The 14,333-nt window shown below is 38.0% G+C and carries 13 protein-coding genes; 4 read left to right on the top strand and 9 right to left on the bottom strand.

The window, feature by feature from the left end; translation table 11 throughout:
* Window positions 1-44 precede the first annotated feature (44 nt).
* The 7 genes from ABFX33_RS25550 to ABFX33_RS25520 all read right to left on the bottom strand — a co-directional run bounded on the left by ABFX33_RS25550 (window position 45) and on the right by ABFX33_RS25520 (window position 6,768).
* Entirely contained in the window at window positions 45-644 is a 600-nt protein-coding gene (locus tag ABFX33_RS25550; RefSeq protein ID WP_346089099.1) for a 5-formyltetrahydrofolate cyclo-ligase, read from the bottom strand.
* Window positions 645-808: 164 nt separating this feature from the next.
* On the bottom strand, window positions 809-1,369 hold the full coding sequence (gene efp, locus ABFX33_RS25545; protein ID WP_120261848.1) for an elongation factor P: 561 nt from the start codon (window positions 1,367-1,369) through the stop codon (window positions 809-811).
* An 84-nt stretch (window positions 1,370-1,453) separates the two neighbouring features.
* Window positions 1,454-2,077: an ABC transporter ATP-binding protein gene (locus tag ABFX33_RS25540; RefSeq protein WP_346089096.1), complete on the bottom strand. Its 624-nt coding sequence runs from the start codon at window positions 2,075-2,077 to the stop codon at window positions 1,454-1,456.
* 23 nt (window positions 2,078-2,100) lie between these two features.
* Window positions 2,101-2,889: an acyl-ACP--UDP-N-acetylglucosamine O-acyltransferase gene (gene lpxA / locus ABFX33_RS25535; protein ID WP_075990789.1), complete on the bottom strand. Its 789-nt coding sequence runs from the start codon at window positions 2,887-2,889 to the stop codon at window positions 2,101-2,103.
* Between the two features lie 10 nt (window positions 2,890-2,899).
* Window positions 2,900-4,300 carry a bifunctional UDP-3-O-[3-hydroxymyristoyl] N-acetylglucosamine deacetylase/3-hydroxyacyl-ACP dehydratase gene (locus ABFX33_RS25530; RefSeq protein WP_346089094.1) on the bottom strand — a complete coding sequence of 467 codons (1,401 nt, stop codon included), beginning with the start codon at window positions 4,298-4,300 and terminating at the stop codon, window positions 2,900-2,902.
* A 143-nt stretch (window positions 4,301-4,443) separates the two neighbouring features.
* On the bottom strand, window positions 4,444-5,484 hold the full coding sequence (gene lpxD, locus ABFX33_RS25525) for a UDP-3-O-(3-hydroxymyristoyl)glucosamine N-acyltransferase (RefSeq protein ID WP_120261851.1): 1,041 nt from the start codon (window positions 5,482-5,484) through the stop codon (window positions 4,444-4,446).
* A 33-nt stretch (window positions 5,485-5,517) separates the two neighbouring features.
* Complete coding sequence (locus ABFX33_RS25520; protein WP_346089093.1) at window positions 5,518-6,768, bottom strand: HD domain-containing protein; 1,251 nt, start codon at window positions 6,766-6,768, stop codon at window positions 5,518-5,520.
* Between the two features lie 260 nt (window positions 6,769-7,028).
* Here ABFX33_RS25520 and porX point away from each other — a divergent pair, with 260 nt between their 5' ends.
* The 3 genes from porX to ABFX33_RS25505 are packed head-to-tail and all read left to right on the top strand — an operon-like array spanning window position 7,029 to window position 10,072.
* Window positions 7,029-8,582 (top strand): T9SS response regulator signal transducer PorX, encoded by a 1,554-nt coding sequence (gene porX, locus ABFX33_RS25515; protein WP_346089091.1) that lies wholly within the window; start codon window positions 7,029-7,031, stop codon window positions 8,580-8,582.
* Between the two features lie 12 nt (window positions 8,583-8,594).
* A complete protein-coding gene (gene tsaE, locus ABFX33_RS25510; protein WP_257094888.1) occupies window positions 8,595-9,005 on the top strand; it encodes a tRNA (adenosine(37)-N6)-threonylcarbamoyltransferase complex ATPase subunit type 1 TsaE in 411 nt (136 codons plus the stop codon).
* Between the two features lie 23 nt (window positions 9,006-9,028).
* Entirely contained in the window at window positions 9,029-10,072 is a 1,044-nt protein-coding gene (locus tag ABFX33_RS25505) for an ABC transporter ATP-binding protein (protein WP_346089089.1), read from the top strand.
* Here the strand turns inward: ABFX33_RS25505 and ABFX33_RS25500 are convergent.
* Both ABFX33_RS25500 and ABFX33_RS25495 read right to left on the bottom strand, forming a co-directional pair.
* Window positions 10,069-10,920 carry an alpha/beta hydrolase gene (locus tag ABFX33_RS25500; RefSeq protein WP_346089087.1) on the bottom strand — a complete coding sequence of 284 codons (852 nt, stop codon included), beginning with the start codon at window positions 10,918-10,920 and terminating at the stop codon, window positions 10,069-10,071. The two genes, ABFX33_RS25505 and ABFX33_RS25500, sit on opposite strands and share 4 nt — an antisense overlap.
* 35 nt (window positions 10,921-10,955) lie before the next feature.
* Complete coding sequence (locus tag ABFX33_RS25495; RefSeq protein ID WP_257094903.1) at window positions 10,956-12,167, bottom strand: alanine dehydrogenase; 1,212 nt, start codon at window positions 12,165-12,167, stop codon at window positions 10,956-10,958.
* A 224-nt stretch (window positions 12,168-12,391) separates the two neighbouring features.
* On the opposite strand from ABFX33_RS25495, the gene ABFX33_RS25490 reads away from it, so the two are divergent.
* Window positions 12,392-14,317 (top strand): polysaccharide biosynthesis protein, encoded by a 1,926-nt coding sequence (locus tag ABFX33_RS25490; RefSeq protein ID WP_346089314.1) that lies wholly within the window; start codon window positions 12,392-12,394, stop codon window positions 14,315-14,317.
* Window positions 14,318-14,333 lie beyond the last annotated feature (16 nt).

The following is a 14,333-nucleotide window of genomic DNA, read 5'->3' as shown; positions in this document are numbered from 1 at the left end:
AAAATAAATCATTAGGCGGATATTCCCAGACATCTTAAATATCACTAGAATGAGGTATCATGCCCATGAGAGCTAAAATCATAAATGCGATTTGGTGTAATCGCTTTAGTCAATACAACATCGTGTTCATTTCGATCCGCGATTCGTTTGATTGGATCAAAAAAAGATAATCCTACACGTTGGGTTTCTAACGGACAAAGTGCAAAAAAACGATCATAAAATCCTTTTCCATAACCTACTCGATGACCATCAACATCAAACACCAATAAAGGAACCAGAATAAAATCAATAACTGACGGGGACACTTCTACTCCTGAAACAGGCTCCGGAATTCCCCATTCATTTGTCTCAAAAACCGTCTGATGATCAAAAATATAATGCTGCATAGAATAGTCCGAAAAGTTTGAGCGGGATACGACCAAGATGATCTTCGGAAAAAATTCCCTCACATAATTTATGATCGGATAAGTGTCGGGTTCATGATATTTTTGAATAGGTAGAAAAACATGCAAATAGCTAACCTTTGTTAACGCTATTTTCTGAAATTGCGACAGTAATTCGTGATTAAGACTGTCCTCATCCACCTTGGAAAGTTGGCATCTTTTCATCTTAAATTCCTGTCTTAATTCCTTTTTAGATTTCATGCTTAAAGATATATTTTTTATTCCATCATTCTGATGAAAGGCATCCATTAAATGGATGATCTAATTCCCGATAATGAAACTGTAAATAGGCAGGAGCAAAAAAAAACGGCCTTGTAGCGAGCGCTATCAAGACCGAATAATCAACCTAAACCTAAATTCTTATATTACTTTACGCGTTCGATATAGTTACCTGTTTGCGTATCGACTCTGACTTTCTCTCCCTGATTAATGAATAAAGGCACCATAATCTCTACTCCTGTTTCTACAGTAGCTTTTTTCAAAGCGTTTGTAGACGTATCTCCCTTCACTGCTGGCTCCGTATATGTAATTTCCAATTCAACACTTTTAGGTGCTTCTGCCATAATAGGCTCATCACTTTCAAAAGCAATAATGACAGTCATTCCTTCTTTCAGGAAACGCGCTGAATCACCAAATAAAAACTTAGGAATATTGAATTGTTCGTATGTATTATTGTCCATCACAACGAAAAATTCGCCATCCTCGTATAGGTATTGGTAATCACTCGTTTCAACACGTGCAATCTCCACACTCTCATCAACTCTAAAACGATATTCAACTAATTTCCCAGTCTTCACGTTACGCATTCTTGCTTGATAAAAAGCGCGCAAATTACCTGGTGTACGGTGTATATATTCTTCTACAGAGACTAACTCTCCATTAAATCTTAAAATATTTCCTGATTTTACCTCTGATGCCTTAGCCATTCTTTGAATTGAACTTTAAACGGTTATCTCATTATTGAGTCGTCAAAAATACAAAAACTAATTGTTTTATTAAAATTTCATTCGTTACTTTTTGAAGTCGACAATAGAAATTGTTTCGTCACAAAATTCGTATTCTTTTTTTTGATTTGAACAGATAATAAACAATCTAAAATCGAGCTTGGTACGCGCTATTAAATTCAAATACCATTCCTCTCCGGCACTATCTAGATTACTTGTTGGCTCGTCCAACAATACTAAATTTGAATTAGAGCAGCATGCCAATACCAGTTTAACCCGTTGGCGCATACCTGATGAAAAATGCTTTATTTCTTTGTCGAGAGCACTTTCCAGCCCCAACAAATTTAATACACGCTCTTTATCGAATCCCTGAAGATAATTTTTAAATTGAAAATGAAAATCGAACAGCTCACGCAAGGTAAACTCTTCGATCAATTCTATATATGGTGCAGCAATAGACAGATGTTGGTAAACCTGATCGATACCAATGATGCTCTCTCCATTCGTATAAACCAATTCACCTTCAGAAGATGACAGGCTGCCAGAAAGAACCTTCAACAAGGTGGATTTTCCAGAACCATTCTGTCCGAGGACAGCATAGCTCTTTCCGGATTCAAAACGATAGTTAATATGTCTGAAAATCCATTCACTGTTATATCTTCGACCAATATCCTTTAATGTTATTTCCAAAGCTATAAAAATCGGTAATACTATTACATCGCTCTATTGTTGAATCCCTTCATGATCCCTCTTCCGGAATTCCGAATGAAATCCAAAATTTCATCACGGATCTCTGTTGCCTGATATTCAGCTTCAATAATTTCTATTGCTTTGGCTAGATTTCGGTTCTGAACAAATAGAATACGGTAAAGATTTTGAATTTCAGCTATCTGCTCTTCCGAAAACCCTCTTCTCCGCAATCCTACAGAGTTAATTCCGGCATATGAAATCGGCTCACGGGCTGCTTTCACAAACGGTGGAATATCTTTACGCACCAAAGAACCTCCTGTGACGAATGCATGCGAACCAATTTTCACAAATTGATGTACTGCAACCATTCCTGCTAAAACAACATAATCCCCCACTGTGATATGTCCTGCAAGGGTACTATTATTCGAAAAAACACAATTATCACCCACTTCACAATCATGTGCGACGTGGCTGTAGGCTTGAATCAAACAGTTTTTACCGATGACAGTTTTATAACGGTCCTTCGTTCCTCTATTGATTGTTACACATTCACGAATCGTCGTATTATCTCCAATTTCTGCTGTTGTAATCTCGCCATCAAATTTTAAGTCTTGAGGTTCACCAGAAATCACGGCACCGGGATATATCTTACAGTTCTTTCCAATTCGAGCTCCATCCATAATGGTCACATTTGATCCAATCCAAGTACCTTCTCCAATGACAACGTCTTTGTAAATGGTTACAAATGGTTCAATGACCACATTTTTAGCAATCTTTGCTTCTGGATGAATATAAGCTAATGGCTGTATCATCTATACTTCTTTAGTTGTTATTTACTCTTACGATCTGTGCCATAAGTTCTGCCTCGCAGACTATTTTTTCTCCCACCATGGCCACACCTTTCATTTTCGCAATACCTCTCCGGATTGGTTCCATGAGATCACATCTAAAAATAACACAGTCCCCAGGGGTTACTTGTGCTTTAAAACGTGCATTCTCAATTTTGAGAAATAATGTTAGCCAGTTTTCAGGATCTGGAACAGTCTTAAGTACCAAGATACCTCCAGTCTGAGCCATTGCTTCAACTTGCAATACACCGGGGAATAATGGAGCTCCGGGAAAATGTCCCATAAATAAGTCTTCATTCATGGTTACATTCTTTAAGCCTACAACATGTGTCTCGGTTAATTCTAAAATCTTATCGACCATAAGCATTGGCTGACGATGCGGAAGGATTTTCATAATCTCCACAGTATCATACAACGCTGGCATATTTGGATCGTAAACTTTTATTTTTTTACGTGTTTTATCTTTCTTGATCTGCTCTTTGATTTTCTTTGCAAAGGCGACATTTGCAGCATGTCCCGGACGAGCAGCCATAATATGGCCTTTCAGAGGTCGACCTACAAGTGCCAAATCACCAACCATATCCAACAGTTTATGTCGGGCAGGCTCATTCTGATGACGCAACTGAATATTATTCAGAATACCTTCTTTTGCAACGGCGACTGTATCGTTATGAAAAAGGTGAGCAAGTTTCTGTAATTCCTCAGGAGAAGTTTCTTTATCAACAATAACAATTGCATTGCTTAGATCCCCTCCTTTAATGAGTCCGTGGTCGACTAACATCTCCAATTCGTGTAGAAAACAAAACGTACGTGAAGAAGCTATTTCTGCTTTAAAATCTTCTATAGAAGTAATCGCAGCATGTTGACTACCCAAAACAGGTGAATTGAAATCAATCATACAGGTCAAACGATAATCATCCATAGGCATTCCTAGGATCTCAACTTTACGTTCTGGCTCTGCATAATGAATATTACTGGAGATCTCATAATAATCTCTGTCCGCATCTTGTTCTTCAAACCCCGCTTCTTCTAACAATTTCACAAAAATTGCTGAACTCCCATCCAATATTGGAATTTCAGGACCATCAATATCAATCAGGACATTGTCGATTTGCAGACCAATTAATGATGCCATTAAATGTTCGATTGTACTGACACTTGCTCCATTTTGAGAAATAGTGGTTCCTCTGGAAGTGTCTGTAACATTATCTGCATCAACCAAAACCTCAGGTTGACCTTCTAAATCTACACGTCTGAACTTAAACCAGTGATTTTCCGGAGCTGGTTTGATCGTCATCGATACAATTTTTCCTGTATGAAGACCTACCCCCGAAATTTCAACCTCGTTTTTGATGGTTCTCTGTTTCACATTCATTTCTAATAACATATTTTTAAATCAAAACTTCTTTTGACAAAACCATCATGAGATTATAATATTTATATCGAAATAGCAGCAAGCTAGACTGCTCATGATCGCTTCATTACAATTAAATAACAGTTTATTTCAATGAAAAAAGATTATTTTAACTTTGATTCTATTAATTTTTCTAGCTCTTGGATGCGTTTCTCTAACTCTGGAAGGCGCGCAAATATCACATTTGAGCGTAACTGAGGCTGATATGGCATCACAGGTGTGCCGCCCCATTTTTTTCCTTCGTCTTTAATTGACCGATTAACGCCCGATTGAGCTTGTATTTGGGAGCCTTTGGCCACGACAATATGTCCTACGACACCAACTTGTCCTCCTAACACCACTCGCTCTCCAATTTTTGAGCTTCCAGAAATACCTGTCTGCGCAGCAATTACTGTATTTTTACCAATATCAACGTTATGTGCAATTTGAATCAGATTATCCAATTTGACACCGTCACGCACAATAGTCGCACCCATGGTAGCTCTATCGATCACAGTATTCGCGCCAATCTCAACATTGTCCTCTATTTGAACATAACCTATTTGTGGGACCTTCTTATAAGAACCGTCTTCCTGAGGGGCAAAACCAAAACCATCAGAGCCAATAACGACACCGGAATGAACAACAACGTTCTTACCTACCTTGCAATCATGGTAGATCTTTACTCCTGGATAAAGGGTCGTATTATCATCAATCGTAACTTTATCCCCTATAAAAACCTGTGGATAAATCTTCACATTATCGCCAATCGTAACCCCCTTACCAATATACGCAAACGCTCCAATATACCCCCCTGCTCCTATTGTTGCCTCAGGGTGTATAAAACAAGGTTCTTCACGTCCACTTTTGTCAAGACGAAACTCATTATACATATTCAATATGGTAGAGAAAGCAGCATAGGCATTCTTAACACGAATAATCGTCAGTGTGGGTTTGGTCTCTTGCATCAATTGCAAATCTTCATTCACAATGACAATTGATGCATCAGTAGTATAAATAAAATGCTCATATTTTGGATTTGACAAAAAAGAAAGATCGCCTTTTTTACCTTCCTCAATTTTGGCAAGGTTACCTACAGTAACTTCAGGATTCCCTTCAATCCTTCCTTCTAATAATGTCCCTATTTGTTGAGCAGTAAATTGCATGGTACAAATCTATGTTTTTTTATTAAAAAATAACTATCCGATGGAAGGAATTGCAATATATCCTACCTCTTTCGGATAACATAATGCGTATTTGGACACATTTTTTGACAATGCTTCTAAATTTCCAAGATCCGATGCTTCAGTAATATCAATAAGCTCTCCCGATTTCAATAATATCTTGATTTGATCATTGGAAGGGTTATATGCGCGATTATGAATTTCCTGTGTAAACACATAATAATGAAGATCCTCTTCCTTTACACCCAAGCACTCCTGCACTTTGGTTTTTACCAGCTCGATATAATCTGGAGAAAAGGGTTTATTGCTCATCACTGAACGATACAGGTCTCTTTTCATTATTCGCTGACACATTTTACTCAAAATCTTGTCCTCATGCAGCTCCCATGTTTTTATCGCTGACATAATATCTGTATCATCTAAACGAGTAAACCAGTCCAAATGCAACGGGTCTGCCATAAAATTTGTTAGGTCAATCTCCTGACTCAAAAACCAATGGAATGCTGGGGTAGAAAAGAGTGTTACTCCAGATGCTGTCAAATATTTTGCTCTTTGTAAAATTTTAATCAATAATTGCTCTGCCCCTATAACTGTTTTATGTAAATACACTTGCCAATACATCAGTCTCCGTGCAATAATAAATTTTTCCACAGAATAAAGTCCTTTGTATTCAACTACAATCTCGTCATTCACTACATTCAACATCTTAATAATGCGGTCAAATGAAATTACACCTTCAGAAACGCCAGTAAAAAAGCTGTCTCTATTCAGATAATCCATCCGGTCTACATCCAATTGGCTGGAGACAAGCTGATGGAGAAATTTTCGAGTGTATTTATTATTAAAGATATCAATCGCGATACTTAATCTCCCACCCAAATCCTGGTTTATCCGATCCATCAACAAAGAGGAAAGCAATTCATGTGAAACGCCTGCAATCAAACTATGTTCCAATGAATGGGAAAAGGGACCGTGACCGATATCGTGTAGCAAAATCGCGGCTAAGACAGCTTCTTCTTCCTTTTCAGAGATCTCTACCCCTTTACTTCGAAGCGTCTCCAATGCCATCGACATCAGATGCATCGCTCCTATCGCGTGCTGAAATCGTGTATGTAACGCCCCTGGATAGACCAGATGAGTCATACTCACCTGTTTAACATAACGAAGTCGCTGAAAATAGGGATGTTGTACAAGGTCAAAGACCAACCCCGTAGGAATGGCAACAAACCCGTATACAGGATCATTGATGATTTTATTTTTGTTCAATGCGGCGATAAATTAATGCTACTTTTCAACATATTAAATAGAAAACCCGCTTGTGTAAAACACAAACTTATGGTTATCACTAATATAAACTTAAAACAAAGATAGTTAGTTCATCGTTAAGAAATGTTAAAAATAAATCTAAAGCACGATATTTGCTTATGTTAGCACGATATTGAAATCCATTCAATGAACGAGGTATTTTCTTTTGTTACAATTTGAGTAACATATCAACCTCTCTTATAGTAGACATATATAACAAGATGCAAAAAACACATATTCTCTGGGCTGATGACGAAATTGACTTTCTAAAACCTCATATTTTGTTTTTAGAAAGTAAGGGGTATAAAGTTGACACAGTCAACAATGGAAATGATGCGGTTGAAGCCTTTAAAAATGGTTTTTTTCACTTAATATTTCTGGATGAAAACATGCCGGGGCTAACTGGGCTCGAAACACTTGCGATCATCAAGTCCATTAATCCTACAGTTCCTATCGTGCTCGTCACCAAAAATGAAGAGGAACATGTCATGGAAGATGCCATCGGATCTAAAATAGATGATTATTTAATCAAACCTGTAAATCCCAAGCAGATTTTGATGACGATAAAAAAACTCACTGAAAATAAACGTATTGTCAATGAGAAAACTTCTATGGCCTATCAGCAAGATTTCCGCAATTTAGGTATGATCTTAAATGACGATCTGGATTTCAATCAGTGGTCAGAAGTATATAAAAAACTTGTTTACTGGGAATTATCACTTGAAAAGCTTGATGACAACAACATGCATGAAATCCTGACCATGCAAAAGTCGGAAGCAAACATGCGATTTTCAAAGTTTGTAGAAAACAACTATATCAATTGGATCAATCGCCCGGAAAATTCACCTATTTTATCCCATCAGTTGTTTAAAAAGAAAGTATTTCCAGTACTTGAAGATGAAATCTCTACCTTTTTCGTCCTGATAGATAATTTGCGTTTTGATCAATGGAAAATCATCAACGAGGTGATTACAGATTATTTTAGACTGGAAGAGGAGATCAACTATTTCAGCATCCTTCCAACTGCAACCCAATATGCAAGAAATGCAATTTTCAGCGGCTTAACACCATTAGAAATGGAAAAACGGTTTCCAAAGTTATGGCAAAATGACGAGGATGAGGGTGGTAAGAACTTATATGAAGACAAATTTCTGGAGGATCAGGTCAAAAGGTTATATCGTAAACCGATAAAACATTCTTACACCAAAGTTTTAACACTTGAACAAGGTAAGGACGTTTTAGATAATTTAGGGAACTTGATGCATAATCAGCTCAATGTCCTGGTCTACAACTTCGTTGATATGTTATCCCATGCACGGACGGACAGCTCCATGATCCGTGAACTGGCGAATGATGAAGCGGCATACCGTTCGCTTACCTTATCCTGGTTTGAACACTCACCTCTTTTAGAGACCCTTAAATGGCTTTCACAGAAAAAAGTACGTGTTATTATCACAACGGACCATGGGACGATTCGGGTAAAAAAACCGAGCAAAATCGTTGGAGATAGAAATACAAATACAAACCTCCGCTATAAACAAGGGAAAAATCTAAACTACATTGAAAAAGATGTATTTACGATAAAAAATCCCCATGATGCACAGTTGCCCAAGCTTCATGTTAGCTCAACTTATGTATTCGCCAAAGAGGATTCCTACTTTGTTTATCCAAACAATTACAATCAATTTGTTAATTACTTTAACGGAACATTCCAACATGGAGGAATATCATTGGAAGAAATGATCATCCCCTTTGCGACATACTTGCCGAAATAGTAATTTTGCAACATGGAAATTATCGTAAATACAACGGCAGATCTTTCTGTTGCAGCCCAAACTCTTTTGAACAGGTTTCCAAAGGATCGAATTTTTCTGTTATATGGCCCAATGGGAGCAGGAAAAACCACCTTTATAAAATATTTGTGTGAACAATTAGGTGTAAAAGATAGCACGTCGAGTCCTACCTTCTCGATTGTTAATGAATATGATTCCGATAGCGGGCCAATCTATCATTTTGATTTTTATCGGATTAAAGATGAACAGGAGGCATTTGACTTTGGTTATGAAGAATATTTCGATTCGGGAGCATATTGCTTTATGGAGTGGCCTGAAAAAATACCAAATTTGTTGCCCGAAGAAGCGAAAGAAATACATATCAGCATCATAGACGCTGCTACCCGAAAAATATCTATCCGTTAATCTATCTTTTATCATATTCCATTATGGCTCATTCATCGTCTTGTCAATATATTCCTTCAGATATCCAGGTACCGGGGTTAGCAGCTATTCACGCTGAACATTTAAGTTTCTCCTTCCATGAAAACAATGTACAGTTTGCTGTTGAAAATGCTTCTTTTGATATTGAAGGCGGAAAAATAACGGCTATCATCGGTGAGTCCGGAAGTGGAAAAAGTACGCTTCTTAAATTAATCTATGGCTTGTTAGAACCTACGGACGGAGTCGTGCGGTATAAAGGCTGGCAAGTTCCCACACGCAAAGACAAGCTAATACCCGGACATGATGCCATGAAACTCGTTTCGCAAGGATTCGACGATTTAAATACCTATGCGAATGTATGGGATAACGTTGCTTCACAGCTACCCAATACGGATATCAAACGCAAGCAGGATAAAACCGCAGAGATTTTACAACGCTTACGCATAGATCATTTGGCAAAAAAACGAGTTGCCGATATCAGTGGCGGAGAAAAACAGCGTGTTGCGATCTGCCGCGCATTGATCAATGAACCTGAGGTATTATTGATGGATGAACCATTTAACCAAGTGGACGCATCTTTTCGCGACACCTTGCAACAGGACATCAAGGATATTGTGAAGGAAACGGGTCTTACGATAATTTTGGTTTCGCATGACCCCACGGAGGTGCTTGCGCTGGCAGACAACCTTATTGTCATGAAATCAGGAAAAATATTAGATCAAAATAATCCACACCTATTATATAGCCAGCCATCACACCCTTATACAGCACAATTGTTGGCAAAAAGTAATATCCTAAATCCCCAACAAGCACAAAATTTAGGTATAGCAAGTGAAAAGCCCATTGCAATTCATCAAGAATGGATTTCTATTATGCTCGCCGAAGAATCACCTTTCTTTGTAAAAGACACTAAATTTAGAGGCTTTTATTATGAAATCGTTGTTTCAAACAATGTGGTTGACCTACATTGCACAACCATTTCACAGCTAATCCCTCAGAAAAACCAAGCGGTTGATCTAACAATTTCCCACTGGATTCCTTTCGATTAATTCAACGTGGAAATCCAGGATAGAAATGCATCAAACCATTTTTTTTCAGAAGTTTTGTTGATCAATCCAAAGCCGTGGCCGCCTTGTTCAAACACATAGAGCGTATTGCGGACATGCACCTTATCCAATGCTGCCATCATTCGGTAGCTGTTTTCAATCGGAACAGATTTGTCATCTTTGGCATGCACAAAAAAAACAGGACAGACCTCAGGAGAAACCTGTAAATCTGAAGAGAATAATTGAACAAGTTCTTCGGATGGATTTTCTCCAATCAGATTGATTTTCGAACCTTTATGCGTCACATCATTCTGCATAGAAATAACTGGATATATTAGTCCTGCAAAGTCCGGCCGCAGTGACACATGTGAAGGGTTGGGGATATATTCTTTCTTAAATTTGGTCACTAAGGTTGATGCCAAATGCCCTCCCGCCGAAAAACCTATAACGCCAACTTTTTTGAATTGTGGATTGGAAGTGCGAATCAATTGTACTGCCTGTTGAGCATCCTGAAGCGGCCCAATACTCTTATCCCGCATGATATTGGGTGAGGGTAATCTGTATTGTAATACATAAGCCGAATATCCATTTCTTACGAGTTCCTGAGCGACTGCATGCCCTTCATGATCCATTGCGATATGCGCGTATCCACCTCCAGGGATCACAAGTACGGCTATATTTTTGGCCGCACCTTCAGCTGGAGTATAAACAAATAATTTGGGTATGTTTTTTTCCAAAAGAACCTGATCTTTATCCGTTGCATTCGGAATAGTATCTGGGTAAAGATTTATAACTTCCTGAGCCTTTGCAAGCGAAACCAAAGAACATAAGATCATAAGAATTTTTTTCATCTCTATTATCTATATTATATAATATGTGGTGTCCCCTAAAGTGAAGAAACTACCAATAAATCCAAATCTTTTGCCGTCATATTAAATCGGGAAGCCATATCGGCATTGGTTAGGTTGCCTTGGTACAGATAGATTGAACTTCTTATCCCTGGGCTTTTCCAAATTGCATTTTTCAATCCGCCCAACTCGGCGAAGTCCAACAGGATGGACGTGAAAATATTACTCATTGCATAGGTTGCTGTACGAGCGACCCGAGAAGCGATATTAGGAACACAATAGTGAATGACATCAAATTTCCGAAAAACAGGTTTATCATGTGAGGTTACTTCCGATGTCTCAAAATTTCCACCTTGATCGATACTGACATCTATCACAACCGAGTTAGGTTTCATCTTTGAAACCGTTTCTTCGGAAATCACACAAGCAGAACGGCCATTGCGCGCCCGCAGTGCGCCAATAACGACATCTGAACTTATTACTGCTTTATTAAGAATAATTGGTTGAATAACCGAAGTAAATACTAGACTACCAAGATTGTTTTGCAAACGGCGGAGTTTATAAATTGAATTGTCAAAAACCTTTACTTGTGCGCCAAGCGCCAAGGCGGTTCGTGCAGCTTGCTCGCCAACTGTTCCTGCACCTATAATGACAACCTCTGTAGAAGCTACTCCTGTAACACCTCCTAGCATGAGTCCCTTTCCACCGAAAGCATTACTTAAATACTCCCCAGCGATCAAAGTCGCTGTCGCCCCGACAATTTCGCTCATTGCCCGCACCACAGCTAAACACCCTCCTTCATCCCGCAGATATTCATAGGAAATTGCGGTAATCTTCTTATGCATCAACGCCTTTAGCACCTCAATATTCATTAAGGAAGGCTGTTGGGAAGACAGGAGTACTTGTCTTTCTTTCATCAATTTAACCTCAGAGACGGTAGGACTACCAACTTTAATGATCAAATCTGCTTGATATATTTCTTCTCTGGATGACACGATCCGAGCTCCTTGTTCACTATAATGGTGATCCAAAAAATTCGCTCCGGTTCCGGCTCCAGTCTCAATCAATACCTCATGTCCGTTTTCGACAAGTAATGCTACCGCCAAAGGTGTCAGACATATACGCTTTTCCTGAAGTGAGGTCTCCTTTGGGATCCCAATAAAAAGACTTTTCCCATTCTTTTTCTTCTCAAAAAGCATTTCTTTCGGAGAAATCATGGCCTGACTCGCAAGCTTCCCTAACTCATTCATTTTATTAAATTGACTTTAGTTAAAATTACAATAAATAATCAATGTAATCAAACGAAGATAAAATTGACAAGCTGCTCAGCTCCTTAGTTGGTGAGCTACAGACAAGATAGCGTTCCTATCAACGTTCTGTAGTTATTAAATAGGGTAAAAGATTAATCCATACAAAGGCCATGGGAATGAAACAAAATTATCTACATTTGTCTAAATTAATCAGATTTATTACCATGCTAAGTAAAATCAGTATAGTACCCAGATGGATCATTTTTTTATTGGATATTTTCAGTGTTTCCATCGCCTATCTCCTTGCAAACGTCATTTATTACGATTTTAACTTCGATTTTCTCCTTGACATAGATTTTAGCATAAGATATATTCTATTTATAAGTGTCTGCTCCCTATCATTTTACTTATTCAAGATGTATACTGGGATCATTCGTTACACAAGCGCGATTGACTCCATCCGGATATTATCCACCATAGTATTTAGCGTGTTCATGCTTCTAATCATCAAACTGATTATTCAAGCAAATGAAATTGAACGGAATATTCCCACAGCGTTGATCATCTTCTTTGCGCTCTTCTCATTTTTAATTTTAACGGTATATCGAACTATTATTAAAATTTTCTTTCTCTATACAAAGAAAGTCAATGGCACCAGAAAGAAAACCTTGATTTATGGCGCCGGTGATCTCGGTATCGCCGTAAAAAGAACATTAGATCATGATGTACGATCGAAAAATGCGATTATTGGCTTTTTGGATGATAATGATCAAAAGATCAACAAAGTAATTGATGGAACGAAAATCTATTCATCTAAGAAGTTCAATCATCTGATCAATACCTTGAATGTTGAAGAGGTCATTATTGCCTCACACAATATTCCTTCAGAGCGCAAAAACGAAATTACGGATATAGCTTTAGAGCGAAATGTAAGTATCTTAACACTTCCACCTGTCAAAAAAATTATGAATGGGGATCTTAACCCCAATCAGATTCAAAAAATAAAAATTGAAGATCTATTAGAGCGGGATCCAATCAAAATCAATGATGATCATATCCTAAACCAAACCAAAGGTAAAAGAATCCTTGTTACTGGTGCCGCTGGATCAATAGGGAGTGAAATCGCCTCACAATTGGGTAAATATGAACCCCAAATGATTATTCTCTGTGATCAGGCGGAATCCCCATTGCACAATTTACAACTGGATTTACAGGACGAATTTCCAAATCAGGTATACCATACTTATATAGCAGATATCAGAAGTACAAAAAGAATGCGTTTACTCTTTGAAACATTCAAACCACATTATGTATATCATGCTGCAGCTTATAAACACGTTCCTATGATGGAAAACCATCCGCTTGAAGCAGTACAAACCAATGTTATGGGTACCAAAAACCTAGCTGATCTGGCGGTGGAATTTCTGGTCGAAAAATTCGTTTTCGTTTCTACAGACAAGGCTGTTAATCCAACAAATATTATGGGGGCAACAAAACGTATTGCCGAAATATATGTACAAGCCCTAAACAATCATCTGGAAAGTTTATCGAATAGAGAGGTCAATACCAAATTTATTACTACGCGATTTGGCAATGTTCTTGGCTCAAATGGCTCTGTTATTCCTAGATTTAGAGATCAGATCCAAAAAGGAGGCCCTGTTACAGTAACTCATCCCGAGATTACACGTTATTTTATGACTATCCCCGAAGCCTGCCGGCTTGTTCTAGAAGCTGGTGCTATGGGTCAAGGCGGAGAAATATTCGTCTTTGACATGGGGAAATCCGTGAAGATCGTTGAGCTGGCCAAGAAGATGATACGTCTTTCCGGATTCAAACCAAATGAAGATATCGAAATAAAATTCACCGGTCTAAGACCGGGTGAAAAATTATATGAAGAACTCTTAAACGATCTGGAAAATACCCTTCCGACGCATCATGAGAAAATTATGATCGCCAAGGTCCGCGAAAATAATTATAACATTGTAAGTCTGAAACTAGCGGAATTAAAACTGCGATTAGCGACTCAAAATAAAAATGAGGTCGTCTATCAAATGAAGCTCATTGTTCCAGAATTTAAAAGTAAAAATTCGATCTATGAACAACTGGATAAAGAAATCGAATTATCAAATGAGTCCGAAAACAAAAGTTAATTCACTTTAAAATTTG

Source organism: Sphingobacterium ginsenosidimutans (assembly GCF_039536865.1).
Lineage (GTDB): Bacteria > Bacteroidota > Bacteroidia > Sphingobacteriales > Sphingobacteriaceae > Sphingobacterium > Sphingobacterium detergens.
Note: the sequence above shows the minus strand (reverse complement) of the source record. Positions and strands in the feature narration are given on the sequence as shown.

Bases quoted from the DNA above. Each gene is read 5' to 3' on its own strand.
- ABFX33_RS25550 (WP_346089099.1), bottom strand. From the start codon at position 644: ATGAAATCTAAAAAGGAATTAAGACAGGAATTTAAGATGAAAAGATGC.
- efp (WP_120261848.1), bottom strand. From the start codon at position 1,369: ATGGCTAAGGCATCAGAGGTAAAATCAGGAAATATTTTAAGATTTAAT.
- lpxA (WP_075990789.1), bottom strand. From the start codon at position 2,889: ATGATACAGCCATTAGCTTATATTCATCCAGAAGCAAAGATTGCTAAA.
- ABFX33_RS25530 (WP_346089094.1), bottom strand. From the start codon at position 4,300: ATGAATGTGAAACAGAGAACCATCAAAAACGAGGTTGAAATTTCGGGG.
- lpxD (WP_120261851.1), bottom strand. From the start codon at position 5,484: ATGCAATTTACTGCTCAACAAATAGGGACATTATTAGAAGGAAGGATT.
- porX (WP_346089091.1), top strand. From the start codon at position 7,029: ATGCAAAAAACACATATTCTCTGGGCTGATGACGAAATTGACTTTCTA.
- tsaE (WP_257094888.1), top strand. From the start codon at position 8,595: ATGGAAATTATCGTAAATACAACGGCAGATCTTTCTGTTGCAGCCCAA.
- ABFX33_RS25505 (WP_346089089.1), top strand. From the start codon at position 9,029: ATGGCTCATTCATCGTCTTGTCAATATATTCCTTCAGATATCCAGGTA.
- ABFX33_RS25500 (WP_346089087.1), bottom strand. From the start codon at position 10,920: ATGAAAAAAATTCTTATGATCTTATGTTCTTTGGTTTCGCTTGCAAAG.
- ABFX33_RS25495 (WP_257094903.1), bottom strand. From the start codon at position 12,167: ATGAATGAGTTAGGGAAGCTTGCGAGTCAGGCCATGATTTCTCCGAAA.
- ABFX33_RS25490 (WP_346089314.1), top strand. From the start codon at position 12,392: ATGCTAAGTAAAATCAGTATAGTACCCAGATGGATCATTTTTTTATTG.